The sequence below is a fragment of the Microbacterium hominis NBRC 15708 genome, assembly GCF_001592125.1.
Classification (GTDB): domain Bacteria; phylum Actinomycetota; class Actinomycetes; order Actinomycetales; family Microbacteriaceae; genus Microbacterium; species Microbacterium hominis.
Map to the genome: position 1 here is coordinate 171,370 of NZ_BCWI01000005.1, position 26,967 is coordinate 198,336.

Genomic DNA, 26,967 nt, shown 5'->3' on the forward strand with positions numbered 1-26,967 from the left:
GCAGGATGGAGCCATGACGTGGCTTGTGACCGGCGGAGCGGGATACATCGGTGCGCACGTGGTGCGCGCGCTGCAGGCGGCGGGCATCGCCCCGATCGTCGTGGACGACCTCTCGAGCGGCCACGCGTCGTTCGTGCCGGAGGGCGTGCCGTTCATCGAGGGCACGATCCTGCACCGCGACCTGCTGGTCGACACCATGCGCCAGCACGGCGTCACCGGCGTCATCCACGTCGCCGGGTTCAAGTACGCGGGTGTCTCGGTGCAGCGCCCCCTGCACACCTACGAGCAGAACGTCGAGGGCACGCGGGTGGTCCTGGCGGCCATGGCGGATGCCGGTGTCCACAACATCGTCTTCTCGTCGTCGGCCGCGGTGTACGGCACCCCCGACGTGCCGCTCGTGACCGAGGATCTGCCCAAGCGTCCGGCGTCGCCGTACGGCGAGTCGAAGCTGATCGGCGAGTGGCTGCTGCGCGACCAGGGCGTCGCGACGGCCTCCGACGCGCACCCGCTGCGGCACACCTCGCTGCGCTACTTCAACGTCGTCGGCTCGGCCGACCCGTCGGTGTACGACACGAGCCCGCACAACCTCTTCCCGATCGTGTTCGAGAAGCTGATCGCGGGCGAGACGCCGCAGATCAACGGCGACGACTACGACACCCCCGACGGGACGAACGTGCGCGACTACGTGCACGTCGGCGACATCGCCGCGGCCCACGTCGTGGCGGCGCAGCGCCTCGAGGCGGGCGAACCCATCGAGGCCGCGTACAACCTCGGCTCCCAGAACGGCCTGAGCGTACGCGAGATCATGGATGCCGTGGCACGGGTGACCGGCATCGACTTCACGCCGCGGATCGGCCCGCGCCGCCCCGGCGACCCCGACCGCATCGTCGCCACGGGCGAGCTGGCCGCGCGCGACCTCGACTGGGCGAACCGCTACACCGTCGACGAGATGGTGCGCACCGGCTGGGAAGCCCGCCGCGCCGCGCGCTGACAGCGCGTTTCGACTCTGCGTTTCGACTCTGCGTTTCGACTCGCTGCGCTCGCTCAACGACCGGCGCTCGCTCAACGACCGGGAGTACGGATCTCCCGGTCGTTGAGCGCAGCGCGCAGCGCGGAGTCGAAACGCGGTGTCAGGCCCCGAGGCGGACGACCGCCCACGCCACGGGCGGCAGCGACACGCGCAGCACGTCGCCCTCGCGGGTGACCTCCAGCGGCCGCGGGGTCACCCGGTCCGGGTCGGCGAGGGTGTTCGAGGCGCGGTAGTCGGGGTCGGTGATCATCCACGACTCGACGAGCGACAGGGATGCCGCGTCCAGCTCCCCCAGGTCGATCTCGATGTCCGCCGCCTCCGCCACCGACCGGTTCACGAGGAACACGCTCGTGCCCTCGGCATCCGTGGTCGCGACGGCGTTCACCGCGGAGACGTCGCCGAAGCGGGTGCTCTGCACGCGCGGCGCCCCCTCGAGCTCGAGCCGGCGCGCCGTGCCGCGACCGAGCCGCGACGTGAGCGAGAACGGGTAGAACGTGGTCTGCCGCCAGGCGGGGCCGCCGGGCTCGGTCATGATCGGCGCGATGACGTTCACGAGCTGGGCGAGCGATGCGGAGCGCACGCGGTCGGCGTGCTGCAGCAGCGTGATGAGCAGGTCGCCCACGACGACGGAATCCATCACGTTGTACTCGTCCTCCAGCAGGCGCGGCGCGACCGGCCAGCCGTCGGGCACGAGGTCGCCCGCCTTGGTGCCGTCGTCGGCGAACTGGTACCAGACGTTCCACTCGTCGAACGAGAGCATGATCCGCTTGTCCGAGCCGCGTTCCGCGGCGACCTCGTCGGCCGCGGCGACGACCTCGCGCACGAACAGGTCGGTGTCCACGGCCGACACCAGGAACTCCTGCGCCTGGCCGTTGCGCTCCTGGTAGTAGGCATGGCACGAGATGAAGTCGACGTCGTCGAACGTGTGGCGCAGCACCTCGCGCTCCCACTGCCCGAACGTCGGCATGTCGCGCGCCGACGAGCCGCACGCGACGAGCTCGATCGTCGGATCGAGCATCCGCATCGCCTTCGCCGCGCGCGCGGCGAGCTTGCCGTAGTCCTCGGCGTCACGGTGGCCCAGCTGCCAGGGGCCGTCCATCTCGTTGCCCAGGCACCACATGCGCACGTCGAAGGGCGTGTCCCGCCCGTTCGCGGCGCGCTGGCGGGTCCACGCGGTGTCGGCGGCCACGTTGGCGTACTCGAGCAGGTCGAGCGCCTCCGCGACGTCGCGGGTGCCGAGGTTGACCGCCAGCATCAGCTCGCTGCCGACCTTCTCGAGCCACGACGAGAACTCGTGCAGCCCCACCTGGTTCGTCTCGGTCGAGCGCCAGGCCAGGTCCAGCCGTCGGGGCCGATCCGCGCGGGGACCGATGCCGTCCTCCCACCGATAGCCGGAGACGAAGTTGCCGCCGGGATAGCGGATCGTCGTGACGCCGAGCTCCTGCACGAGCGCGATCACGTCGGTGCGGAACCCCTCCTCGTCGGCGGCGGGGTGGCCCGGCTCGTGGATGCCGTCGTAGATGTGCCGGCCGAGGTGCTCGACGAAGCCGCCGTACACCCGCGGGTCGATCTCGCCGACGGGTCCGGACGCGATCACACGTGCGGTCATGGTTTCTCTCCTCACCACTCGACAGGCCTCACCACTCGACAGGCCTCACCACTCGACAGGCCCGAGCAGCAGCCGGTCGCTGAACGCCAGGACGTCGGCCCCGGTCGGCTCCAGATCGAGCACGGTGATCAGGTTACGGCCCGCCCGGGTCAGCGGCGCCGGCACGAACAGCGAGTGCTGCGGCCCGGTCTGCCAGAACCGTCCCAGGCAGACGTCGTCGATCCAGACGAGGCCCGTGCCGAGCGCGCGCAGATCGAGCACGAGATCGCGGGCGGCGTCCAGCTCGACGACCGCGCGGAACACCGCGGCTCCGGCGACCGGTGCGCCGTCCGCGCCGGCCGCGTCGCCGGCGCGCGCCGGCAGCTGTTCCCACGGCACCACGACCACGTCCCACGCGGCGGGCGCGGCGCCGCCGACGGTGACGGGTCCGATCAGTCCCTTGTGCTCGCCGATGCGGGGACCGTAGTTCACGCGCCCCTGGTCTTCGACGAGGATGCCGAGCACGCCCGTGCCGCGCGGGAGCACGAGGGTGCGCTCGCGGCGGTCGCGCGAGAGGGTCCCGACCGGGACGCCGTCCAGGCTCACCCACGCGCGGTCGCGCACCTCGCCGATCGCGAGGACGACGGGCGCGTCGCCGTGGGCGAGGCGCGTCTCGTAGCGCAGGAACCCGCGCGCGATCCCCAGCTCGTCCATCGTGGGGGCGTGGCCCCGTCGCTGCACCACGACATCGGCCAAGACGTCGTCCAGCGCGCAGACCGGCTCCAGCGGCACCGGCGCGGGCGCCGCGGCGAGGGGCGCCGGCAGGTCGCCGTCGGCGACGTCGGGCACGGGCGCGTACCGCGCGATCACCTCGCGGAAGGCCCAGAACTTCTCGGTGGGCCGGCCCGCCTCGTCCAGCGGGGCGTCGTAGTCGTAGCTCGTGACGGTCGGCTCGAACACGCCCTTGTCGTTGGCGCCGTTGGTCAGACCGAAGTTGGTGCCGCCGTGGAACATGTAGATGTTCACCGAGGCGCCCGCCGCCAGCAGCGCCTCCAGCGAGGCGACGGATGCCGCCGTGGAGGAGGTCCGGTGGAACGATCCCCAGTAGTCGAACCAGCCGCACCAGAACTCGGAGCACATCAGGGGCCCCGTCGGCTGGTGGGTGCGCAGGACCGCGAGGCGTTCGGCGACGTTGCCGCCGAACGATCCCGTGCGGTGCAGCTCGGGCAGGCTCCCGCGGGAGAGCATCTCGTCGGTGGGCTGGTCGACGCTGGTCAGCGGCACGCTCACGCCGGCGGCGAGGTAGACGTCGCGCAGGGCCCGCAGGTACTCCTCGCGCTCACCCGCCGTGAACTCGCCGTACGCGCCGTACTCGTTCTCGACCTGCAGGAGGATCACCGGGCCGCCGCGGTCGATCTGGCGGGGCACGACGATCTCGAGCACGCGGTCGAGGAAGCGGGTGACCGGCGCCAAGAATCGCGGGTCGGCAGAGCGCACCCCGATGTCGCCGTCGCGGAAGAGCCACGCGGGAAGTCCCCCGCCGTCCCATTCGGCGCAGATGTAGGGGCCGGGACGCACGATGGCGCGCAGCCCTTCGGCCGCGACGAGGTCGAGGAAGCGCGCGAGGTCGAGCGCGCCGTCGCTGAGGAACACCCCGGGCTCGGGCTCGTGCTCGTTCCACGGCACGTAGGTCTCGATCGTGTTCAGACCCATCAGGCGCGCGGCCCGGATGCGGTCGGCCCACTGATCGGGGTGGACGCGGAAGTAGTGGAGGGCGCCGCTGAGCACCCGGAACGGCTCGTCGTCGAGCAGGAAGTCGTTCTCACCGATGCGGAAGGAGCCGGTAGCCATGCGGGCCTCTCAGTCACTGTCGTTCACAGCCGCGGCGGTGGGGTGATCGGGACCACCCCACCGCCGCGGGTCGTGCGATGGGCTTACTTGTTGACGCTGAAGCCCTGGTCGGTGCCGTACGACACGTTCTTGTCCTGCCAGGCCGTCAGACCGTCCGCGATGGACGTCTTGTTCAGGTAGGCCTTGCCGACGGTGTCGGCGTAGATGCTGTTCGCGTACGACTGCCACGGCAGGTACTGCCAGCCGGTGCCGACCGACTTGGCCGCATCCACGAGCACCTCGTTGATCTTCTGACCGCCGAAGTAGTCGGAGGTCGTGTTGAGGAACGCGCTCGACTCGAGGTCGGCCGTCGTGGCGGGGAAGCCGCCCGACTGGAGGAAGACGTCGATCGAGTCCTGCGAGTTGTTGAGCCACTTGAGGAAGCCGGCGGCCAGCGCCTGGTTCTTCGAGCCCTTCATGACGACCTCGGACGAGCCGCCGTTCTCGGCGGTCACCGGGGTGCCGTCGTAGGTCGGCATGGGCGCGACGGCCCACTTGCCCTTGCCACCGGGGACGTTGGCCTCGAGCACACCCGGCATCCAGGCGCCGATCGGCAGCGACGCGATCGTGCCGTCACCGAGAGCCTGGAACCACTCGTCGCTCCAGCCGGGGATGTTGCCGAGCGAGCCGTTCTGCAGCAGCTTGTCCCAGACGGCGGTCCACTTCTTGGCTCCGGCGTCGCCGAGGTCGATCGTGACGTTCTCGCCGTCGGTCTTGAACGGACGCCCGCCCGCCTGCCAGATCATCGAGGTGCCGAAGCCGGCGTCGGTGCCCTGGTCGTTGGTGATGTACTTCGTCGGGTCGGCCGCGTGCAGCTTCTCACCGGCGGCGACGAACTCGTCCCACGTCTTGGGCACGGAGATGCCGAACTGGTCGAACACCTCCTTGTTGTAGAACAGGGCCATGGGGCCCGAGTCCTGCGGCAGGCCCCAGATGCCGCCGTTCTGCGAGACAGCGCCCCACGTCGAGGCGGTGTAGTCCTTCTCCAGGTCGCCGAAGCCGTAGGCCGTGAGGTCCAGCAGCGAACCGGAGAGCTGGAACTGCGGAAGCGACTGGTACTCGATCTGCACGACGTCGGGGATGCCCGAGCCGGCGGAGATCGCGTTCTGCAGCTTCGTGTTGTTGTCGTTGGCGCCGCCCGTGTTGACGAGGTTCACCTTGACGTTCGGGTACGCCTTCTCGAACGCGGCGACCTGGTCCTTGGCGGAGGGGGTCCACGTCCAGTAGGTGAGCTCGCCGCCGGCCTTGAGGGCCTCGTCGATCGACGAGGCGCTGCCGGCGTCGGTGCTGCTCGAGCTGTTGCCGCCGGCGCAGGCCGCGAGGCCGCTGCCGATCAGGAGCGCGGTGGCTCCGATCGCGACCACGCGCGCGATCTTCTTGGTGCTTGTCATGCTGTGTCCTTCCGCTTCTTCGTCGGATATGGGGTGGGGTGGTGTTCGTCTTGCAGCGACACCCCTGTCACTGCTTGACGCTTCCTGCGCTCAGCCCGGACTGCCAGTAGCGCTGGAGCAGGAGGAAGGCGATGACGATCGGGATGATCGTGAGGAGGGACCCGGTGATGACCAGGTTGAAGATCGGCTGCGAGCTGACCCCGACCGCCTGGAGGTTCCACTGCTGCAGACCGATCGTCAGCGGGAACAGGTTGGGGTCGTTGAGCATGATCAACGGGAGGAAGTAGTTGTTCCAGGTCGCGACGATCGCGAACAGCGCGACCGTGACGACGCCCGGTGCGAGCAGCCGCAGCGAGATCGTGAAGAACGTGCGGAACTCGCCCGAGCCGTCCACGCGCGCCGCCTCGAGCAGCTCGGTCGGGACGGAGTCGACCGCGTAGACCCAGATGAGGTACAGGCCGAAGGGCGAGATCAGCGAGGGGATGATGATCGCCCACATGGTGTTCGTCAGGCCCAGCTGGCTGAACATGAGGAACGTCGGCACCGCGAGCGCGGTCCCCGGCACGGCGATGGCGCCGAGGATGACGGCGAACACGGCGCGCTTGCCGGGGAAGTTGTACTTCGCGAGGCCGTAGCCGGCGAGGGTCGCCAGCAGCGTCGCGCCGCCGGCGCCGATCACGACGTAGATCAGGGTGTTGAGGAACCACCGCAGGAAGATGCCGTCGTTGTAGGTGAGCACCTGGCCGATGTTGTCGAACAGGGCGAACGGTCCCGAGAACCAGAGGCCGAACGAGCCGATCAGCGACTGCTGCGTCTTGGTCGAGCTGATCACGAGCCACAGCAGCGGCAGGAAGGAGTAGACCAGGAACAGCGACATGATGATGGTCAGCAGCGGCGACTTGCGCGGGCCGCGCTCACCGACGTCGGAGCGGCGTCGACGGGGCCGACCGGTCAGCGTGCCGGTGTGATCGAGGGGCAGGCCGGCCATCAGCGGTTCTCCTTACGCGTGCCACGCAGCTGGACGACGTAGGCGATGACGGCGGTGATGACACCCATGATGATCGCGATCGTGGCGGCGTAGTTGACCTGCTGGCCGATGAAGCTCAGGTTGTAGGCGTACATGTTCGGGGTGAAGTACGTCGTGAGCAGGTTCGGGACCAGCGTCTTGAGGATGTTGGGCTCGTTGAACAGCTGGAAGCTGCCGATGATCGAGAAGATCGTCGCGATGACGAGCGCACCGCGCAGCGCGGGGAGCTTGATGGCCCGGATGATGCGGAACTGGCCGGCGCCGTCGAGCGCCGCCGCCTCGTAGAGGTCTTCGGGGATCGTCCGCAGCGCGGAGTAGAAGATCAGCATGTTGTAGCCGATGAACTCCCACGTGATGATGTTGCCGATCGCCAGGAGGATCCACTGCTGGGTGAACGGCGTGACCAGTTCGAAGCCGACGAGCTGGTTGATGTTGCCGGCCAGGCCCAGGCGGTCCGAGTACATGAATCCCCACATGAGCACCGCGACGACGCCGGGCACGGCGTAGGGGAGGAAGATCCCGATGCGGAACAGGGAGCTGCCGGCGAGGCGGCGCGAATCCAGGGCGAGCGCCGCGACGAGAGCGAGCAGGAGCATGACCGGCACCTGGATGATCAGCACCAGGAACACGTTGCCGAAGCCCGACCAGAACTGCGGGTCGCTGAAGGCCTGCACGTAGTTGTCCACACCGACGAACGACGTGCCGCCGATCAGCTTGGTGCGGAACACGCTGAGGTAGATCGAGTAGGCGAGCGGCGCGAGGAACGTCACGGCGAACACGATGAGGAACGGCAGGACGAACCAGAATCCCGCCCATTGGCGGTCGGTCCTGCGCGCCCGGCGTCGAGCCGGGGCGGGAGCGGTGAGTACGGACATCTTCGTCTTGCCTTCTGTCGGACGGTGCCATGTTTACGTCAACATGGCGAGGTCGAGAGTAGCATGTTGACGTCAACATGTGTCAAGACTTCCCGGTCGACGCGCGAGGAGGGACGCCGATGAACAGGTCAGCAGACGGCAGCCGCAGCGTCTCCCTGCACGACGTCGCGAGGCATGCGGGCGTCTCCGGGCAGACCGTCTCGCGGGTCGCCAACAACTCCGAGCGGGTGGCCGAGCCGACGCGCCACCGCGTGCTCGCGGCCATGAGCGAACTGGGCTATCGCCCCAACGTCGCGGCCCGGGCGTTGCGCCGCGGGGCCTTCGGGTCGATCGGCGTCGTGGTCTTCAGCCTCGACTCCCTCGGCAACATCGGCACGATCGGCGGCATCCTCTCGGCGGCGGCGGCGCGCGGGTACGCGATCGAGCTCATCCAGGCGCAGCCGGCACTGACGGCCGGCGACGCCGTGGCCTCGGCCGTCTCCCGCCTCGACCAGGACGCCGTCGACGGCATCATCGTCGTCATCGAGTCGCACCTCATGTCGTCGGCGTCGGTCGGCTTCCCGCCGGGGATGCCGAGTGTGCTCATCCAGTCCGGGGCCGCCGACGAGCGCCCCTCGGTCACCGCCGACCAGGTGCACGGCAGCCGCCAGGCGGTCGCCCATCTGCTGGAGCTCGGGCACGAGACGGTGTGGCACATCGCGGGCCCGCCCGAGTCGAAGGCCGCCGAGCAGCGGCGGCTCGCCTGGCAGGAGACCCTGACGGCGGCCGGACGCCCCGTGCCCGAGGTGCACGTCGGGGATTGGACCGCCGAGTCGGGCTATCGGATCGGCCGCCTGCTGGCCGCGGTGCCCGAGCTGACCGCCCTGTTCGCCGCGAACGATCAGATGGCCCTCGGCGCGATGCGCGCCTTCCACGAGCGGGGCCGGCCCGTGCCGGCCGAGATCAGCGTCGTGGGCTTCGACGACATGGCCGAGGCGGCGTACTTCTGGCCGCCGCTGACGACCGTCCATCAAGACTTCGGCACCGCCGGCTCGCTGGCCGTGTCGCTCGTGATCGACCAGATCGAGGGACGCGAGGTGTCTGGCGGCGTCCACCACGTGTCGACCTCCCTCGTCGTCCGCGGCTCCACCGGCCCGCGCGCCGGGCGCCGTCCCGCCACCGACCTGCGATGAAGGAACCGACCCCCGTGACCTCCCTGCCCGCGGCGCTGCCCGCCCACGTCCACCTGCGCGCCGGGGGCACCAGCGTCGTCGTCGACGTGCGCTGCGCCGACCAGCCGACCATCGTGCACTGGGGGCGCGACCTGGGCACCCTCACCGACATCGAGCTCGAGGGCATCGCACGGGCGGCGCGACCGCAGCGCGTGTCGGGCGGGCTGGACGCCACCGGTCGCCTCACGGTGCTGCCGCAGGCCTCCGGCGGGTGGCTGACCACCCCGGGGCTCACGGGCGATCGCTGCGGCACTGACTTCTCGACCCGGCTGGTGACGACCGCCGCGCACGTCACCCCGACGACGGCGACGTTCGTGCTGCGCGACGCGGCGGCCGGCCTGAGGGTCGAGGTGGAACTGTCCCTCGGCGTCAGCGGTCTGCTCCACCAGCGCCTGCGCCTGATCAACGACGGCGACGCCCCGTACCGCGTCGACGGGCTGAGCGCGGGATTCCCCCTGCCGCCCACGGCGACCGAGCTGCTCACCACGACGGGCCACCACCTGCGCGAGCGCGCGCCCGAACGGCACGCCTTCACGGTCGGCGGCCACCTCCGCGAGAGCCGGCGGGGGCGCCCCGGCGCCGACGCCACGCTGGTCGTGATCGCCGGGACGCCGGGCTTCGGATTCGAGCGCGGGCTGGTGCACGGCGTACACCTGGCCTGGTCGGGCGATCACCGCCTGCTCGCCGAGCGCACCCCCACCGGCGACGCCGTCCTGCGCGCCGGTGAGCTGCTGGAGCCGGGCGAGGTGCTGCTGGCGCCGGGCGAGAGCTACGAGACCCCCGACGCGGTCGGCTCGTGGGGCGAGGGGCTCGACGACTTCGCGGCGCGCTTCCACGACGAGCTGCGGGCACGCCCGATGCACCCGACGCGGCCGCGCCCGGTGACCGTGAACACCTGGGAGGCCGTCTACTTCCGTCACGACCTGGACACCCTCCGCGCTCTCGCCGACCGGGCCGCGCGGATCGGCGCCGAGCGGTTCGTGCTCGACGACGGCTGGTTCCACGGCCGCCGCGACGATACCGCGGGACTCGGCGACTGGTGGGTGGATGCCGAGGTCTGGCCCGACGGCCTCGCGCCGCTGATCGACCACGTGCGCGAGCGCGGGATGGAGTTCGGGCTCTGGGTCGAGCCGGAGATGGTGAACCCCGACAGCGACCTGGCGCGGCGGCATCCGGACTGGCTGCTGCGCGCCCGCGACGAGCTGCCGCCGTCGGGACGGCAGCAGCAGGTGCTCGACCTCGCCCACCCCGAGGCGTACGCCTACATCGCCGAGCGCCTGCACGCGCTGCTCGACGAGTACCCGATCGCCTACCTCAAGTGGGATCACAACCGCGACCTCGCCGAGCCGGGATCGGGACCCCACGGGCGGCCGCGCGTGCGGGCGAACGTCCTGGCCCTCTACCGCCTGCTCGACGAGCTGCGCGAGCGTCATCCCGGCCTGGAGATCGAGTCCTGCGCCTCCGGGGGCGCCCGCGTCGACCTCGGCATCCTCCAGCGCACGCACCGGATCTGGACGAGCGACTGCCTCGACCCGATCGAACGGCTCGACATCCAGCGCTACACCGGACTGGTCGTCCCGCCCGAGCTCATGGGGGCGCACCTGACGAGCCCGATCGTGCATTCGACGGGGCGCACGGTGTCCCTCTCCCTCAGCGCGCTCACCGCTCTCCTCGGCCACTTCGGCGTCGAGTGGGATCTGACGGCGGAGGACGACGCGACGCTGGAGCGGATCGCCGGCTGGGTCGCCCTCTACCGCGAGCACCGCGCGCTCATCGCCACGGGGCGGAGGGTCCACGCCGATCTCGCCGACCCGGCGCTGGACCTGCGCGGCGTCGTGGCGCGCGACGGCGGCGCCGCCCTCTACGTGCACACGCAGGTGCGCACGAGCAGCGCGCACCCGCCCGCCCCCGTCACGCTGCCGGGCCTCGACCCCGACCGGCGCTACCGCATCGCGGTCATGGTCCCGGAAGGCTCGACCGGCTACCTCGGCCAGTCGCCTCTGGCCTGGGAGGAGGAGGCGGTCGTGCTGAGCGGGCGCGCCGCGGCATCCGTGGGGCTTCGCCCGCCCGTGCTGCTGCCGCAGGCGGCCGCGCTGATCACCGCCTCCGCGATCGACTGACCGGGCGCGCGCCGCCGACCGGTCAGGCCGGGGCGGGCCCCGTGCTGCCGCGCACGATGAGCGAAGCGGGCATGACGGTGCGCTCCGAGACCGTCGGTGCGTCCGTGCCGACCTCGAGACCCTCCTCCACCTCGTCGAGCAGGGCGACGACGGCCTGCGTCCCCAGCCGATCGAAGTGCTGGCGCACGGTCGTCAGCGGAGGACGGTAGTTCGCCGCGTCGTCGACGTCGTCGAAGCCGACGACGCTCACGTCCTCGGGCACACGCGCACCGTGCTCGGCGAGCGCCCGCAGCGCGCCGAGCGCCATCTGGTCGTTGGCGACGAACAGCGCGGTGCCGAGCGTCCCGGCATCCAGAAGGGTCATGGCCGCGTCGTAGCCGGAGGCCGAGGTCCACGACCCCCGCACGAGGGCGCCGACGGGGCATCCGGCCCGCTCGAGGGTCTCGCGCCAGCCGCGCTCGCGCTCGGCGGCGGCGTACGACGACTCGGGGCCGGCGATGTGGGCGACCGTGCGGTGGCCGTGCGCCAGGAGGTGCGCGGTCGCGGCGGCCGCGCCGCCCGCATGGTCGGTCTCGACGCCGGCGAAGCGGTCGTCGGGCGGGGAGTCGACGACGACGAGGCGGAGGGCGGTGGGCAGGTCGGCGGACCGCACGAGCGCGGACGCCTCGTTGATGACGACGACGCCGTCGACGCCCTGCTCGTTGAGACGCTCCAGCGCCTCGGCGGCGTCGCCCGCGCCGAGCGTCACGACGGCGACGTCGTGGTCGCGTGCGGCGGCGGCGTCGGTGACGGCTTCGAGCATGAGCGAGTTGCCGACGGTGGAGAGCGTCGAGACGACGACGCCGATGGTGCCGGAGCGGCCGGTGCGCAGGGCGCGGGCGGCGCGGTGGATGCGGTAGCCGCTGCGGGCCATCGCCTCCTCGACGCGGGCGCGCGTGGCCGGATCGACGCGGGGGCTCGCATTGACCACCCGCGACACCGTCTGCGCGGACACCCCTGCGATGCGTGCGACATCCGCCATCGATGCGCGCTTGTGTGCCATCCCGACCTCCGTGTTGACGATAGCACGCACCTACCCCTATCGTGTTATCGTGAACATGCCGGAGCTGCCATCCATCACCCCCGAGGGGACCCTCCTCGGCGCGGGTGTCGTGAAGCGACCGACCCGTCTCGCCGACGGGCGCGACCTCATCTACTTCGACGATCCCGGCACCACGCTGGGGCCCGAGCGGGCCGCCGACACGCGCGCTCTCGACCCCCGACCGGCGACGGCGACCATGCGCCAGGACGTGCTGACCGGGGACTGGGTGTCGGTCGCCGCCGCCCGACAGAACCGTGCCTTCCTGCCTCCCGCCGAGCTCGACCCGCTCGCGCCGCAGACCGCGACCAACCCGTCGGAGATCCCCTCCGTCTATGACGTCGCGGTCTTCGAGAACCGCTCGCCGTCCTTCGGGCCGGCCCTCGCCGAGGCGTTCGGCGACGCGCCCGCCGCCGCCGATCCGCCCCGCGGGCTCGACGACCTCGAGCACCTCGGCCTCGGCCGTACGCGCACGAGCGTCGGCCGCTGCGAGGTCGTGTGCTTCTCCCCCGAGCGCACCGGCTCGTTCGGCACGCAGAGCCCGACCCGGGCGCGCACCGTGATCGAGGCGTGGGCCGATCGCACGGCCGCGCTGTCGGCGCTGCCCGGAGTGCAGCAGGTGTTCCCGTTCGAGAACCGCGGCGAGGCCATCGGGGTCACGCTGCAGCACCCGCACGGACAGATCTACTCGTACCCGTACATCACACCGCGCACCAGCCGGCTGCTCGACGCGATCGACCGCACGGCACCCGACCTGTTCGCGCGCATCCTCGCCTTCGAGCAGGCGGGTCCGCGCGTCCTGCTGCGCGGCGAGCACTGGACGGCGTTCGTGCCCTTCGCCGCACGCTGGCCGCTCGAGATCCACCTGCTGCCGCACCGTCACGTCCCCGACTTCGCGGCGCTCAGCGACGACGAGCGCGATGAGCTCGCGCCCGTCTATCTGCGGCTGCTGCGCGGCGTCGACGCCCTCTACGGCGACCCGACGCCCTACATCGCCGCCTGGCACCAGGCGCCGGTGCACGTCGGTCGCGACACCGTGCGTCTGAACCTGCAGATCACCAGCCCGCGCCGTGCCGCCGACAAGCTCAAGTTCCTCGCCGGATCGGAGGCCGCCATGGGCGCCTGGATCGGCGACGTCCCGCCCGAGACCGCAGCCGACCGGCTGCGCTCCGCCATCGAAGGAGTCCAGCTGTGACCGCCACGGCATCCCCCCAGACCGACGCGCGCGATCTGTTCACCGAGCTGACCGGGTCGGCGCCCGCGGGCTTCTGGTCGGCACCGGGGCGGGTGAACCTCATCGGCGAGCACACCGACTACAACGACGGCTTCGTCTTCCCGTTCGCCATCGACGGACGCACCGTCGCCGCGGTCGGCGTCCGCGACGACGCCCGCATCCGCGTCGTGTCGACCTTCGACCCCGTGCCCGTCGAGGTCCCCGTCGCCGACCTCGACGCGCTCTTCCCCGACCGCCGCGACGAGATCGTGGAATGGGCGCGCTACCCACTCGGCGTCGCCTGGGCGCTGCAGGATGCCGCGCGCGCTGCGGGCCGCGCCGACGCGCTGCCGGGCGTGGACATCGCGCTCGCCTCGGACGTGCCCGTCGGCGCCGGCCTGTCGTCGTCCGCCGCGATCGAGGGGGCGACGGCGACTGCGCTGAACGAGATCTGGGGCCTGGGGCTGTCGCCCGTCGCGCTCGCGCAGGCCGGCCGGCGCGCCGAGAACGACGCCGTCGGCGCACCGACGGGGATCATGGACCAGATGGCCTCGATGCTCGGGCGCGCCGACGCCGGCATCTTCCTCGACTGCCGGTCGCTGGATGCCGCGGTCGTCGCTCTCGGCTTCGCCGACGCGGGCCTCGAGGTTCTCGTCGTCGACACCCGCGTGAGCCACGCCCACTCGACGGGCGGCTACGGCGAGCGCCGCGCGGCGTGCGAGCGGGGCGCGCGGATCATGGGCGTCCCGGCCCTTCGCGATCTCACCCCCGCCGACCTCGACCGCGCCCGGGAGCTGATGGACGACGTCACGTTCCGCCGCGTGCGCCACGTGGTCACGGAGGACCAGCGCGTGCTCGACGCCGTCCGACTGCTGCGCGCCGAGGGCCCGCGCTCGATCGGCGGCCTGCTCGACGCGTCGCACGCCTCGATGCGCGACGACTTCGAGATCTCCACCCCCGAGCTCGACCTGGCCGTCGACACGGCGCGCGCGGCCGGCGCCGTCGGCGCCCGCATGACCGGCGGCGGCTTCGGCGGCTCGGCGATCGCGCTCGTCGACCACGCCCGCGTGGCGGAGGTCGCCGCCGCGGTCGAGGCGGCCTTCGCCGCGGCCGGCTTCGGCGCACCGCACGTGTTCACCGTGCACCCGTCGGACGGCGCCCACCGCGACCGGTGAACGGCTAGCGTCGTGAGCGGGGTGCCGACCGGCGGCGTCCCGGAAGGAGCGACCGTGGCCTACATCACCGTCGGGACCGAGAACTCGGCCGACATCGAGATCTTCTACACCGACCAGGGACCCTCCGACGCCCAGCCGGTCGTGCTGATCCACGGCTTCCCGCTGAACGGCGAGTCGTGGGACCTGCAGCAGCGGGCGCTCCTCGGGGCCGGCTACCGCGTGGTCGCCTACGACCGCCGCGGCTTCGGGGCCTCGACCAAGACCGCGTCGGGCTCCGACTACGACACGTTCGCCGCCGACCTGCACGCCCTCATCGAAGACCTCGAGCTCGACGACGCGATCCTGGTGGGCTTCTCGATGGGCACCGGCGAGATCGCCCGCTACCTCTCCCGCTACGGCGCGGGGCGCATCGCGAAGGCCGCCTTCCTCGGCTCCCTCGAGCCGTTCCTGCTCATCACCGACGACAACCCCGACGGCGCGGGCGACCAGGCGTTCTTCGACGGCACCGCTGCCGCCGTCGCCGAGGACCGGCACGCGTTCCTGACGGGGTTCTTCCGCGACTTCTACAACCTCGACGACCTCCTGGGCACGCGCATCTCGCCGGAGGCCGTCGCCGCCTCGGTGCAGGTCGCCACCCAGGCCGGCAACGCGGCCCTCGCCGCCGCGCCGCTGACCTGGCCCACGGACTTCCGCGGCGACCTGCCCGCCCTCACGGTGCCGACCCTGATCCTCCACGGCACGGCCGACAACATCCTCCCGATCGACAAGACGGCCCGCCGGTTCCGGGACCTCGTCCCGGAGGGCACGCCCCTCACCTACGTCGAGATCGAGGGCGCCCCGCACGGCCTGCTGCGCACGCACGGCGCCGAGGTGAACGCGGCGCTGCTCGACTTCCTGGCGGAGTGAGACCGACCACGGTGAGACGGATCGGGCGGATGCCGCGACGCGCGCTGGTCGCGGCATCCGCCGTCGCCGCCGCGGGCGCCGGCCTGCTCGCGTTCGGGGAGGTCCAGGCGTGGCGCACGTCGCGGGCCGACTATCCCGCCCGCCCGGCGACGGGCCCCGCGGGCGGGCGCGACGTCGTGCTCGTGCTCGGGTTCCGCTCCCGCGCGGACGGCGCGCTCAACGCGCTCCAGGCGTGGCGCACCCGCATCGCGGTGCGGTCGGCCCCGCCCGGCGCCCTCTTCGTGTTCTCCGGAGGCGCGGTGCGCGGGGTCGAGCCCGAGGCGGTCATGATGGCGCGCTACGCGACCGCGCGCCTCGGCGTCGACCCGGATGCCGTGGCCATCGAGCCGGCGGCCGAGAGCACGCGCGAGAACCTCTCGCGGAGCCTGCCGTGGCTGCGGGACGCGCGCAGCATCCGCATCGCGTCGAACACGGCGCACGCCCGCCGTGCCCGCGGCTACCTGCGCGAGCTCGATCCCGGACTGTGGGAGCGGCTCCGTCCGACGCGCGACTTCCGCGTCCTCGAGCTCGGGGTGCTCCGGCTCGCCCTCACGTTCTACGACGCCGTCGCGGGACGCGCGGCGAACAGCTCCGGATCGGGCGCGCCGCCGGCGTTGGCCGTCCGGATGAGCTCCTCGATCTGGTCGTAGCCGAGCGGCATCCCCGGGAACCCCGCGAGGCGCCCGATCGGGAACGACGCCATCATCTTCTGCAGCGCGTCGTCGTCGGGCAGCATCGACGCCGCCGAGCTGTCGGCACCGCCCAGCCCGGCGAGCGCGCCGGCCATGAGCTGCTGCACGACCGGCCCCGTGACGGGATGGGCGAACACGTCGGCGACCGACGAGTTCATCGTGAGCGGGAGCACGAGCTCGTCGCCGGCGATCTCCACGACGGTCTCGGCGCGCACGTCGCGGCTCGACGCGGCGACCTCGACGCGGTAGGCGCCGCCCTCGACGACGAAGCGGTCGACGCGCACGTCCCAGTAGGCCAGGTCGTCGCGGCGCACCGTGACCACGGCATCCCGCGTCTGCCCGGGGGCGACCTCGACGGCCGCGAAGCCGCGCAGCTCGCGCGGCGCGCGCTGCACGACGGACCGGAGCGGACCGGCGTACACCTGCACGACCTCGCGGCCGGCGACCGTTCCGGTGTTGGTGACGGGCACCCTCACCTCGACGTCGCCCGCGTCCGTGACGGCGGCCACTGCGTCGCCGTAGGCGAAGGTCGTGTAGGACAGGCCGTGCCCGAACGGATAGGCGACCTCGAGCGCCCGCGCGTCGTACCAGCGGTAGCCGACGAGGATCCCCTCGCCGTAGCGGACGTGGCCGAACTCGCCGGGGAAGTTGCCGAAGGCGGGGGTGTCCTCGATGCGCAGCGGGATGGTCTCGGTGAGCTTGGCCGACGGGTTCACGACGCCGAACAGGACGTCGGCGGTGCCGCCGCCGCCCGCCTGGCCGAGCAGCCAGGCCTCGACGATCGCGGGCACCTCGTCGCGGAAGGGGAGCGCGACCACGCCGCCGTTGGAGAGGACGACGACCACGTTCGGGTTCGCCTCCCGCACGGCGGCCAGCAGCGCGAGCTGCGCCTCCGGCAGGTCGAGGCTCTCGCGGTCGAAGCCCTCCGACTCCTGGGCCGCCGGAAGCCCCAGGAACACCACGGCGACCTCGGCCGCCGCGGCGGCGGCCACGGCCTCGGCGCGCAGCGCCTCGCCGTCCCCCGTGCCGTCCAGGGTGAAGCCGGGGGCGAAGGCGACGTCGCCGTCGGCGAGCAGCCGCATCTCCTCGAGCGCCGTGTCCAGGCGGGTGGGGTTGATCAGCGACGACCCGGCGCCCTGATAGCGCGGCGTGCGCGCGAACTCGCCGATGACCGCGATCGCGGCGCCGCGGTCGAGGGGCAGGAGCGCGCCCGCCCCGCCGCGATCGTCGTTGCGCAGCAGCACGATGGAGCGGGCGGCGGCCTCGCGGGCCAGCGCGTGGTGCGCGTCGACGTCGAGCGGTCCCGCCGCGGCCGGACGCCGCCGGGCCCGCCGGACGAGCTCGAGCACGCGATCGGCGGCGAGGTCGAGCTTCTCCTCGGGGAGCGTGCCACCGCGCACCGCCGCGACGAGCTGGGCGTCGGTGCGGCCGCCGCTGGAGGGCATCTCCAGGTCGAGGCCCGCGGGAAGGCCGACGACGCGGTCGTTCACGGCGCCCCAGTCGCTGACGACCAGGCCCGCGAAGCCCCACTCGTCGCGGAGCACCTGCGTGAGCAGCCACGGGTCCTCCGAGGCGTACACGCCGTTGATGCGGTTGTAGGAGCACATCACGGTCCACGGCTGCTCGTCGGTGACGATCCGCTGGAACGCGCGCAGGTAGATCTCGCGCAGCGGCCGCGGGTCGATGTCGGAGCTCGCGCGCATGCGGTCGAACTCCTGGTTGTTGGCGGCGAAGTGCTTGAGCGACGAGCCGACGCCCTGCGACTGGATGCCGCGCACCAGCGCCGCACCGATCACACCGGACACCAGCGGGTCTTCCGAGACGTACTCGAAGTTGCGCCCGCACAGCGGCGAGCGCTTGATGTTGACTCCCGGTCCGAGGATGACCGCGACGTCCTCGATCGCGGACTCCACGCCGAGGGCGACGCCGATGCGCTCGGCGAGCGCGGCATCCCACGACGACCCGAGGCCCACGGCCGGCGGGAAGCACGTCGCCGGCACGCTCTGCGCCAGACCCAGGTGGTCGGTCGCCCCCTGCTGCTTGCGCAGTCCGTGCGGCCCGTCGGTCATCATGACCGACGGCAGTCCGACGCGGTCGATCGCTCTCGTGGTCCAGAAGTCGGCTCCGCTGGTCAGCGACGCCTTCTCCTCGAGCGTGAGGTCGGATGCGGTGATGTCGGTCATGGGGGCCTCCACGAAAACCATATGTCACTCGGTTTTGGCGGTCAAGGTGGTGTTTACTGGACGCCATGTCGCCGCAGCGCCCCGAACGACGGGGCTCCTACGCCAAGGGCCTCGCCAAGCGCGAGGAGATCCTCAGCAGTGCCCTGGAGGTCATCGCGCGGGAGGGCTACGGTGGCGCGTCGGTGAAGGCGATCGCCGACGCCGTGGGACTGAGCCAGGCGGGGCTGCTGCACTACTTCGACTCGAAGGAGGAGCTCTTCACCGAGATCCTCCGCAAGCGCGACGAGGCCGACGCCCTCTCCTGGCGCCCCGCGTCCGGTCCCGCCCCGCTGGACGAGATGCGCGACGAGTTCCTCGCGCTCGTGCGCCACAACAGGGACGTGCCGGGTCTCGTGCAGCTGTTCTCGCGCCTCGCCGTCGACGCCACCGACGCCGGGCATCCCGCCCACGGGTTCTTCCTCCAGCGCAGCGCCGCGCTGCGCGAGGTCCTCGGCGACGCCGTGCGGGCCGGTCAGGCCGACGGCCGCGTCAGCGACCGCGTCGACGCCGAGACGCTGGCCCGCATGGTGCAGGCGCTGGCCGACGGCATGCAGCTGCAGTGGCTCGTCGATCGGGACGTCGACATGAGCGTTCCCATCGAGGCCCTGTTCACGCTGCTGTCACCGCCGGACGGCATCGACGGCGACATCGACGACGGCGGGCGCGGTCAGCGCAGCGGCGCGAGCGACGCGTAGGCGCCGGCGCGGTCGGCGACCGGCACGTCGTACACGCGGGCGGTGCCGTCGCTCCCCCAGCGCGCCCACGCCGGCTCGCCGCCCGCCACGAACCCCACGGCATCGGCGTGCACGGCATCCGCGAGCCCCTGCGGCGGGTGGGGGCCGGCCAGGGGCTCGACCTGCTCGGCGTCGAGGCAGTCGAAGAAGAACGGCACGTCGAGGCAGTGCTCGGCGAAGCCGAAGGCGCCCGAGGGCCACGAGAACCGGTACATCCACGTCGGCGCCGCGCCCCGCCGGTCGGCGAGCTCGACGTTGCGCAGCCGGAACATCCGGTCGGTCACGTAGCGGCCCGCGATCCGCGCAGTGCCGCGGGCGGCCACGTCGGCGTTGGCCGCCAGGTACGCGCGCCGCCGCTCACGACCGAGGCCCAGCCGGCCGAGCACGATGGCCCGCGGCACCCAGCGGAGCGTGCGCGCGGCACCCGCCAGCGCCATCGTGAACTCGTCGTCGGTCGTGCCGAGCACGAGCGGCTTGTCGGCGCCGACCCCCGCGGCCAGCGCCTCGCCGGTGGGCCGGGCCAGCAGGTCGCCGTCGATCTCGGGACCGAGCGAGAGCCCCTCGCTCAGCAGCGCACCGACGGCCCGGGGATCGATCGCCGTCGCCTGCTTCTGCAGGGCCAGGAGGCGCTCCTCGTCGATCGACGCGAGACCGTCGCGATCGGCCGTCACGCCCGCCGCGCGCGCGATCCCGGCGGTCAACGCCCGCGCACGCTCCGGGGCGACGTCGCCGAGCGCCGCCGACATCGACCACGCCCGATGGAACAGGTGCTGCGCCGCCGGCATCCCGAGAAGGGTCAGCACCGCACCGCCGCCGGCCGACTGCCCCGCGATCGTGACCCGCGCGGGATCTCCCCCGAACGCGGCGACGTTCTCCTGGACCCACTCCAGAGCGGCCAGCCAGTCGCGCACGCCGCGGTTGGAGGGGGCACCCGCGATCGCACCGAAGCCGTCGACCCCGAGGCGGTACGAGATCGTGACCGTGACGACGCCGTCGCGCGTGAAGCGGCGTCCGTCGTACCAGGGGCTGGCCGGCGATCCGGAGAAGAACCCGCCGCCGTGGATCCACACCAGCACGGGGAGCCCGGCCGCGCCGGGATCGGGGGTGAAGACGTTGACGTTCAGCGTCGACGATCCGGGGATGCTCGGCTCGGGGATCAGCGTGATGCCCGGGTCGCCGCGCTGCGCGGTCGCGCCGAAGACGCCCGCGTCGCGCACCCCGTCCCACGCCGTGGCGCGCACCGGCGCCGCGAAGCGCAGGTCGCCGACGGGCGGCTCGGCGAAGGGGATGCCGAGGAAGGCGGCCGAGCGCGTCCCGTCGGCGTCGACCCGCCAGCGTCCGCGAACGCGTCCGGCGGACAGGGTGGTCTCGGGATCGTCGTGCACGCCACCGATCATGGCACGCCCGCCCTCAGTCGTCGCCGATCACGGACGCCCCGGGGATGCGGCGGCGCATGACGGCGATCGCCTCCGGATTGTCGTCGACGAGCACGGCGTGGCGTCCGAGCGCGGCGCACACCGCGCCGGTCGTGCCGCTGCCGGCGAACAGGTCGAGGACGCGGTCGCCGGGACGGCTGGACGCCTGCACGATGCGCCGCAGGATGCCCTCCGGCTTCTGCGTCGGGTAGCCGGTCTTCTCGCGCCCGCTCGTCGGGACGATCGTGTGCCACCAGACGTCGGTCGGCAGCTTGCCGCGCGCGGCCTTCTCGGGGGTGACCAGTCCGGGGGCCATGTAGGGCTCGCGGTCGACCGCCTCCGCGTCGAAGACGTAGGACTTCGGGTCCTTGACGTAGACGAGGATCGTATCGTGCTTCGTCGGCCAGCGCCGCCGGCTCTTGGCCCCGTAGTCGTACGCCCAGATCAGCTCGTTGAGGAAGCACTCCCGCCCGAAGAGGGCGTCCAGCAGCACCTTCGCGTAGTGGGCCTCGCGGTAGTCGAGGTGCAGGTACAGGGTGCCGTCGTCGGCCAGCAGCCGCCAGGCTTCCCGCAGGCGCGGCTCGAGGAAGTCCCAGTAGTCGTCGAAGCGGTCGTCGTAGCGGCGCAGGTCGCCGCGCAGGCGCGCGTAGCTGGTGCCCCGGAAGCCCGCCTTGACCTCCCCGCGCACGCCGTCGCGGTCGGCGGACTCGATGGCCTTGCCCTGGCGCCGCCCGGTGTTGAACGGCGGATCGAGGTAGATCAGGGTGAAGGCGGCATCCGGCAGCGCCCGCGCGAGCGCCAGGTTGTCGCCCTGATGGATCTCGACCGTGCCCGGCTGGATCTCGACCGTGCCCGGCTCGGCGGCCGTCACGGCACCCGCTGCAGCCACGCGTCGGTCGAGAACTTCTCGGCGACCAGCGCCTCCGCCTCGGCGTATTCCTCTTCGGTGATACGTCCGGGCTCGGCTCCGTAGAGCGTGGAGAAGGTCTGCACGAACCGTTCGATGATCGCCTCACGCGGAAGCCCGGTCTGGCTGCGGAGCGGATCGACGCGCTTCGCCGCCGACACCGTGCCCTTGTCGCTCAGCTTCTCGCGGCCGATGCGCAGCACGTCGGTCATGACCTGACCGTCCATGTCGTACGACAGCGTCGCATGGTGCAGCACGCCGCCGTTGGCGAGCCGCTTCTGCGCGGCGCCGCCGATCTTGCCCGAGGGCGAGGCGATGTCGTTGAGCGGCTGGTAGGTCGCGTCGATGCCGAGCGAGCGCAGCGCCTGCAGCACCCAGTCGTCGAGGAAGGCGTACGAGTCGGCGAAAGTCAGACCCGCGACCAGGGATGCCGGGACGTAGAGCGAGTAGGTCACGATCGAGCCCGCCGCCATGAGCATCGCGCCGCCGCCCGAGATGCGCCGGACGACGTCGAAGCCGTGGCGGGCGGCGCCCTCCGGGTCGACCTCGTTGCGGTACGACTGGAACGACCCGATGACGACCGCGGACTGGTCCCACTCCCAGATGCGCAGCGTCGGGGTGCGGCGGCCGTCGCCGACCCGGGTGGTGAGCACCTCGTCGAGGGCGAGGTTCATCGCCGGCGAGACGGCCTTCTCGTGCACGACCTCCCACCGGAAGTCGCGCCAGCCGGGCGCCGTCACGAGCGCGCGCCGCACGGCGGTGCCGACCGCCTCCGGGGTGAACCCCAGCAGCTGCGCCCCCTCGGGCAGGGCCCCGCGGACGGCGGCGGCGATGCCCGCGGCATCCGTCTCGACGGGAAGACCCGTGACGGCCGCATCGATGTCGGCGAGGGCGTCGTCGGGCTCGAGGAAGAAGTCTCCGGCGAGATGGAAGTCGGCGATGCGCCCGTTGTCGACCTCGAGATCGACGACGACGAGCTTGCCGCCCGGAACCTTGTATTCCCCGTGCATGTCTCCAGCGTACGAGGTCCGCGGTCGACGGTGTCCTCAGCCGCGCGCGGGGAAGCGCCGGTCGAGCCAGGCCCGCAGATCGGCGATGACGTCCTCACGGGTGACGTCGTTGAAGATCTCGTGCCGCACATCGGGGTAGATCAACGTCGTGACGTCGGTGAGCCCCGAGCGGGTGCGGTAGGCGTCGGCGAGGCGGTGGATGCTGCGGGGTCCGCCGACGGTGTCGTCGCGGCCGACCATGAGCAGCACGGGGACGTCGCGCGGGAGGTTCTTCGCCGGCTTGCCGATGAGCCGCAGGGTGTCGATCGGGCCGAAGAGCCTGGCCAGCGGCTCCGACGTGGTCAGCGGGTCGTCCAGGAAGGCACGGCCGACGGCCAGGTCGGAGGACAGCCACTCGGAGCCCAGGGCATCCGGAGCCTTCCACGGCGCGTTGAGGTCACCCGAGTTGAGCGATCCCGGCCAGCGCAGCGCCGAACCGGTGAGCACGACGGCGTCGTAGGCCTCGGGGTGGTGGTTCAGCAGCATCTGGGCGAGGAAGGAGCCCCAGGAATGGCCGATCAGGATGAGCGGCAGGTCGGGGTTCTCGTCGCGGATGATGCCGGTGAGCTGAGCGCACGCGGCCTCCGCGGCGCGCAGGCCGCCGGGTCCGAGCCGGCCGAGCCGGCGGGCGTCGCCGTCGTGCTGCGCCATGCCGGTGCGGCCGTGTCCGCGGTGGTCGTCGGCGTAGACGATGTAGCCCGCCGCGGTCAGGGCCGCCGCGACGTGCGCGTAGCGTCCGGCGTGCTCCCCGACGCCGTGCAGCAGTTGCACCACGCCGCGGGCGACAGGATCGTCGGGCCCCGGCACGTAGACATCGAAGACGATGCGGATGCCGTGGGAATCGGTGAACGAGCGTTCTTCGCGCCGCGCCGCTGCCATGGTGCGAGTCTAGGGGTTGGGATTCGCCAGATAGCTAGATAAGCTAGCCATTCATGAAGGACGTCACGTCTCGTCGGTGGTTCGGTCTGGTCTTCATCAGCCTCGCCGTCGCGCTCATCATCGTGGATTCGACGATCGTCAACGTCGCGATCCCCGCCATCGTCACCGATCTGGACATCTCGTCGACACAGGTGCAGTGGGTGCAGGAGGCCTACACCCTCGTCTTCGCCTCACTGCTGCTGCTGTTCGGGTCGCTGGCCGACCGCATCGGCCGGCGCCGGCTGCTGCTGATCGGCGTCGTGCTGTTCGCGGGCTCGTCGGTCGCGGCGGCGCTCGCCCCGACGGGCGACCTGCTCATCCTCTCCCGGCTCGTGCAGGGCGTGGGCGGGGCGATGATGCTGCCGAGCACCCTGTCGCTGCTGAACGCGACCTTCCACGGCCGCGAGCGCGGCATCGCGTTCGCGGTGTGGGGGTCGACGATCGGCGGGATGGCGGCGGTGGGCCCGCTGCTCGGCGGCTGGCTCACCACCTCGTTCTCGTGGCGATGGGCCTTCGGCATCAACATCCCGCTCGGGATCGTCATCGCGATCGGCGTCCTGTGGGCGGTCGCGGAGTCGCGCGCCGCGAACGCGCCGTCCCTCGACGCCGTCGGCGCCGTGCTGTCCGTCGTCCTGTTCGGCGCCCTGGTCTTCGGGCTCATCGAGGGGCGCACCCTCGGCTGGTGGGAGGTGAACGACGCCTTCACGGTCGGCGGCTGGAGCTGGCCCCTCCCCCTGTCCCCCGTGCCCCTCGCCTTCCTCCTGGCCGCGCTCGCCGCCGTCGCGTTCGTGACGTGGTCGCGACGTCAGGCGCGACGCGGCCGGCCGACGCTGCTCGATCCGCGCCTGTTCTCGATCGCGACGTTCCGCAGCGGCAACATCGCGGCGCTGGTCGTCGCCCTCGGCGAGTTCGGCATCATCCTGTCGCTGCCGCTCTGGCTGCAGTTCGTCCTGGGCTTCGACGCCCTCCAGACCGGACTGATCCTCATCGCCCTGGCGGCCGGCTCGTTCGTCGCGAGCGGGTTCGCCGGGGCGTCCAGCGGCCGCATCAGCCCGGTGCTGATCGTGCGTGCGGGCCTCGTCGCCGAGATCGTGGGCGTCGCCGCGGCCGGGCTCGTCGTGGGCTGGGATGCCGGGACGCAGGCGGCGTGGCTCTGGCTGCTGCCGGCCCTGTTCGTCTACGGCTTCGGCGTCGGCCTGGCGACCGCGCAGCTCACGGGCGTCATCCTCCAGGACGTGCCCGTGGAGCTGTCGGGCCAGGGATCGGGCACGCAGTCCACGGCCCGGCAGGTCGGGTCGGCGCTCGGTATCGCGATCCTGGGCACCGTGCTGTTCTCCGGCACCGCCGGCATCCTCTCCTCCGCGCTCGACGCGCGCGGGCTGCCCGCGCAGGAGCGGGATCAGATCGTGTCGGCCGTCGTCGACAGCTCCGGCGGGGCGATCGCGGGCCTCGCCGCGAACCCCGAGACGGCTCCGATCGCGCAGGACGCGAAGGCGGCGTTCTCCGATGCCACGCGCTTGTCGGCCTTCACCGCCGCCGGCTTCCTCGTGATCGGGCTGCTCGCGACGATCCCCCTCGGACGCGAGGGGCGGCGGGACGAGGAGATGGAGGAGATGGAGGATGCGGATATTTAGCATGACTAATGAGCTATGCTAAATATCGGAATGAGCACCGACACCACCCCCGCCGCACCCGAACTGTCCACCGCCGCCTCCGATCTGCGGATGGCGACCTTCCGCCTCGCGCGACGTCTGCGCTCGCAGCGCGCGGTCGACACGATGAGCGACGGCCAGTTCGCCGTGCTCGCGGCCCTGTCGGTGCACGGCCAGCACACCCTCGGCGAGCTCGCCGACCGTGAACGGGTCTCGGCGCCGTCGATGAACCGCACCGTGAACGGGCTGGAGGAGTCGGGCTACCTCACCCGCACCGCCGACGCGGACGATCGCCGCAAGGTGAACATCGCGCTCACCGACGCCGGCCGCGCGGTCGTGGACGAGACGGTGCGCCGCCGCGACTCGTGGCTCGAGCAGGCCCTGTCCGAGCTCACCGACGAGCAGCGCGACCTCCTGAGCGCCGCGGCCGAGCTGATGCGCGAGGTGGCCGCGCGATGAGCTCCTCCGCGATGTTCCGCTCCTTCTCCGTCTTCAACTACCGCGTCTGGTTCATCGGCGCCCTCGTCTCCAACATCGGCGCATGGATGCAGGCCACGGCGCTCAGCTGGGTCGTTCTCACCCAGCTGACGCACAACGACGCGGGCGCCATGGGCGTCACGATGGCGTTGCAGTTCGCCCCGCCGCTGCTGCTCGTGAGCATCACCGGCTGGGTCGCGGACCGCTTCGAGCGGCGCCGCCTGCTGATGGTGACGCAGGGATCGCTCCTGGTGCTGGGCGCGACCATCGGCATCCTGATCCTCAGCGGCGTCATGACGCTCCCGCTCATGTACGTGTTCGCCTTCGCGCTCGGACTGGTCGCCGCGTTCGACAACCCGGCGCGGCAGGCGTTCGTCTCCGATCTGGTCGACCGCGAGAACGCCTCGAACGCGGTCGCGCTGAATGCGGCATCCTTCAACGGCGCCCGCATGATCGGGCCGGCCGTCGCCGGCATCGTGATCGTCGCGGTCGGCACCGGCTGGGTGTTCCTCGTGAACGCCGTCACCTTCCTCGCGATGATCGTGGCCCTGCGCCTCATCCGCTCCGAGGAGCTGGTGCCGCGGATCACGGCGCCCGGGGCGTCGCGCCTGGCCGACGGGTTCCGCTACGTGGGCGGGCGCCCCGACCTGGTCGTCACGTTCATCATGGTGTTCCTGCTCGGCGCCTTCGGCATGAACTTCCCGATCTTCGCCTCGACGATGGCGCTCGAGTTCGGTCGTGACGCCGACGGCTACGGCCTGCTCAGCTCGATCCTCGCCATCGGCTCGCTCGCGGGGGCCCTGCTGGCCGCGCGCCGCGATCGCGCGCGCATGCGCCTCGTGATCGTCGGCACGGGGATGTTCGCGGTCGCGGGCACCGTGTCGGCGTTCATGCCCGACTACTGGCTGTACGCCCTCACGCTGATGTTCACCGGGTTCGCCGTCGTCACGACGCTCACCACCGCCAACGGCTACGTCCAGACGACGACCGATCCGGCCCTGCGCGGCCGCGTGCTGGCGCTCTACATGGCGATCCTCATGGGCGGGACGCCCATCGGGGCCCCGATCGTCGGCTGGGTCGCCGCGGAGTACGGCGCCCGCGCCGCCATCCTCCTCGGCGCCGCGGCGGCGCTGGTCGCCTTCGCGATCGGGTTCGGCTGGCTCCTGTGGTCGGGCCGGCTGCACCGCCACGAGTCGCGCCGTTTCGCCCTCTCCCTCGACGAGACGCGACCGCTGACCGTCGTGGCGCCCGAGGAGTTCAGCGACGAGGTCGCCGGGACGACGCCGATCTCGCTGCCCGACCCGACGCGGCGGTAAGCGGCGGATGCCGCGAGCCCACGGGGTCCGGCATCGATGTCG

At 72.0% G+C, this 26,967-nt stretch carries 22 protein-coding genes; 11 read left to right on the forward strand and 11 right to left on the reverse strand.

Translation table 11 applies throughout. The features are described from left to right. The first annotated feature begins 13 nt into the window (after window positions 1–13). Entirely contained in the window at window positions 14–991 is a 978-nt protein-coding gene (galE, locus tag MHO01S_RS06420; RefSeq protein WP_061782015.1) for a UDP-glucose 4-epimerase GalE, read from the forward strand. 139 nt (window positions 992–1,130) lie between these two features. On the opposite strand, the gene arfA is transcribed toward galE, so the two are convergent. From arfA to MHO01S_RS06445, 5 genes are all read right to left on the reverse strand, one after another. Continuing rightward, window positions 1,131–2,639: an arabinosylfuranosidase ArfA gene (arfA, locus tag MHO01S_RS06425; RefSeq protein ID WP_060958983.1), complete on the reverse strand. Its 1,509-nt coding sequence runs from the start codon at window positions 2,637–2,639 to the stop codon at window positions 1,131–1,133. 45 nt (window positions 2,640–2,684) lie between these two features. Further along, the gene (locus tag MHO01S_RS06430) at window positions 2,685–4,469 is read right to left on the reverse strand and encodes a glycoside hydrolase family 35 protein (RefSeq protein WP_061782016.1); all 1,785 of its coding nucleotides are present in this window, start codon (window positions 4,467–4,469) and stop codon (window positions 2,685–2,687) included. An 83-nt stretch (window positions 4,470–4,552) separates the two neighbouring features. Continuing rightward, window positions 4,553–5,899, reverse strand: a complete 1,347-nt coding sequence (locus tag MHO01S_RS06435; protein WP_060958981.1) for an ABC transporter substrate-binding protein — start codon at window positions 5,897–5,899, stop codon at window positions 4,553–4,555. A 67-nt stretch (window positions 5,900–5,966) separates the two neighbouring features. After that, window positions 5,967–6,887 carry a carbohydrate ABC transporter permease gene (locus tag MHO01S_RS06440; protein ID WP_060958980.1) on the reverse strand — a complete coding sequence of 307 codons (921 nt, stop codon included), beginning with the start codon at window positions 6,885–6,887 and terminating at the stop codon, window positions 5,967–5,969. Next, on the reverse strand, window positions 6,887–7,801 hold the full coding sequence (locus MHO01S_RS06445; RefSeq protein ID WP_060958979.1) for a carbohydrate ABC transporter permease: 915 nt from the start codon (window positions 7,799–7,801) through the stop codon (window positions 6,887–6,889). The genes MHO01S_RS06440 and MHO01S_RS06445 overlap by 1 nt, the downstream gene beginning before the upstream one ends. A 119-nt stretch (window positions 7,802–7,920) precedes the next feature. Between MHO01S_RS06445 and MHO01S_RS06450 the strand changes: the two genes are divergently transcribed. Continuing rightward, window positions 7,921–8,973, forward strand: a complete 1,053-nt coding sequence (locus tag MHO01S_RS06450) for a LacI family DNA-binding transcriptional regulator (RefSeq protein WP_061782017.1) — start codon at window positions 7,921–7,923, stop codon at window positions 8,971–8,973. Between the two features lie 14 nt (window positions 8,974–8,987). Next, window positions 8,988–11,132 carry an alpha-galactosidase gene (locus MHO01S_RS06455; RefSeq protein WP_255266071.1) on the forward strand — a complete coding sequence of 715 codons (2,145 nt, stop codon included), beginning with the start codon at window positions 8,988–8,990 and terminating at the stop codon, window positions 11,130–11,132. 22 nt (window positions 11,133–11,154) lie between these two features. Here MHO01S_RS06455 and MHO01S_RS06460 read toward each other — a convergent pair whose 3' ends face one another. Then, a complete protein-coding gene (locus tag MHO01S_RS06460) occupies window positions 11,155–12,174 on the reverse strand; it encodes a LacI family DNA-binding transcriptional regulator (protein ID WP_061782028.1) in 1,020 nt (339 codons plus the stop codon). A 55-nt stretch (window positions 12,175–12,229) separates the two neighbouring features. Here MHO01S_RS06460 and galT point away from each other — a divergent pair, with 55 nt between their 5' ends. The 4 genes from galT to MHO01S_RS06480 are packed head-to-tail and all read left to right on the forward strand — an operon-like array spanning window position 12,230 to window position 16,193. Next, entirely contained in the window at window positions 12,230–13,405 is a 1,176-nt protein-coding gene (gene galT / locus MHO01S_RS06465; RefSeq protein ID WP_061782018.1) for a galactose-1-phosphate uridylyltransferase, read from the forward strand. After that, complete coding sequence (gene galK, locus MHO01S_RS06470) at window positions 13,402–14,598, forward strand: galactokinase (protein ID WP_061782019.1); 1,197 nt, start codon at window positions 13,402–13,404, stop codon at window positions 14,596–14,598. Before galT ends, galK begins: the two co-directional genes overlap by 4 nt. 54 nt (window positions 14,599–14,652) lie before the next feature. After that, a complete protein-coding gene (locus tag MHO01S_RS06475) occupies window positions 14,653–15,504 on the forward strand; it encodes an alpha/beta fold hydrolase (RefSeq protein WP_060959076.1) in 852 nt (283 codons plus the stop codon). A gap of 29 nt (window positions 15,505–15,533) precedes the next feature. Next, window positions 15,534–16,193: a YdcF family protein gene (locus MHO01S_RS06480; protein ID WP_061782020.1), complete on the forward strand. Its 660-nt coding sequence runs from the start codon at window positions 15,534–15,536 to the stop codon at window positions 16,191–16,193. Here MHO01S_RS06480 and MHO01S_RS06485 read toward each other — a convergent pair. Further along, window positions 16,100–18,418, reverse strand: a complete 2,319-nt coding sequence (locus MHO01S_RS06485) for a glycoside hydrolase family 3 C-terminal domain-containing protein (protein WP_061782021.1) — start codon at window positions 18,416–18,418, stop codon at window positions 16,100–16,102. The genes MHO01S_RS06480 and MHO01S_RS06485 overlap by 94 nt on opposite strands. Window positions 18,419–18,483: 65 nt before the next feature. Here MHO01S_RS06485 and MHO01S_RS06490 point away from each other — a divergent pair, with 65 nt between their 5' ends. Next, window positions 18,484–19,152: a TetR/AcrR family transcriptional regulator gene (locus MHO01S_RS06490; RefSeq protein ID WP_060958975.1), complete on the forward strand. Its 669-nt coding sequence runs from the start codon at window positions 18,484–18,486 to the stop codon at window positions 19,150–19,152. Here MHO01S_RS06490 and MHO01S_RS06495 read toward each other — a convergent pair. The 4 genes from MHO01S_RS06495 to MHO01S_RS06510 are packed head-to-tail and all read right to left on the reverse strand — an operon-like array spanning window position 19,125 to window position 23,441. Further along, on the reverse strand, window positions 19,125–20,588 hold the full coding sequence (locus MHO01S_RS06495; RefSeq protein WP_061782022.1) for a carboxylesterase/lipase family protein: 1,464 nt from the start codon (window positions 20,586–20,588) through the stop codon (window positions 19,125–19,127). The two genes, MHO01S_RS06490 and MHO01S_RS06495, sit on opposite strands and share 28 nt — an antisense overlap. 13 nt (window positions 20,589–20,601) lie before the next feature. Continuing rightward, a complete protein-coding gene (locus MHO01S_RS06500) occupies window positions 20,602–21,495 on the reverse strand; it encodes a DNA-methyltransferase (protein WP_371836319.1) in 894 nt (297 codons plus the stop codon). Beyond that, on the reverse strand, window positions 21,474–22,523 hold the full coding sequence (lplAB, locus tag MHO01S_RS06505) for a lipoate-protein ligase LplAB (RefSeq protein ID WP_060958973.1): 1,050 nt from the start codon (window positions 22,521–22,523) through the stop codon (window positions 21,474–21,476). Before lplAB ends, MHO01S_RS06500 begins: the two co-directional genes overlap by 22 nt. A gap of 36 nt (window positions 22,524–22,559) precedes the next feature. Then, window positions 22,560–23,441 (reverse strand): alpha/beta hydrolase, encoded by an 882-nt coding sequence (locus MHO01S_RS06510; protein ID WP_061782023.1) that lies wholly within the window; start codon window positions 23,439–23,441, stop codon window positions 22,560–22,562. A 53-nt stretch (window positions 23,442–23,494) separates the two neighbouring features. Between MHO01S_RS06510 and MHO01S_RS06515 the strand changes: the two genes are divergently transcribed. Genes MHO01S_RS06515 through MHO01S_RS06525 form a run of 3 tightly spaced genes read left to right on the forward strand, consistent with a single transcriptional unit; the run spans window position 23,495 to window position 26,925 of the window. After that, window positions 23,495–25,114, forward strand: coding sequence for a DHA2 family efflux MFS transporter permease subunit (locus MHO01S_RS06515; RefSeq protein WP_060958971.1), 1,620 nt, complete (start codon window positions 23,495–23,497; stop codon window positions 25,112–25,114). 30 nt (window positions 25,115–25,144) lie between these two features. After that, a complete protein-coding gene (locus MHO01S_RS06520; protein ID WP_174524662.1) occupies window positions 25,145–25,591 on the forward strand; it encodes a MarR family winged helix-turn-helix transcriptional regulator in 447 nt (148 codons plus the stop codon). An 11-nt stretch (window positions 25,592–25,602) separates the two neighbouring features. Next, on the forward strand, window positions 25,603–26,925 hold the full coding sequence (locus MHO01S_RS06525; RefSeq protein ID WP_174524665.1) for an MFS transporter: 1,323 nt from the start codon (window positions 25,603–25,605) through the stop codon (window positions 26,923–26,925). Window positions 26,926–26,967: the final 42 nt, after the last annotated feature.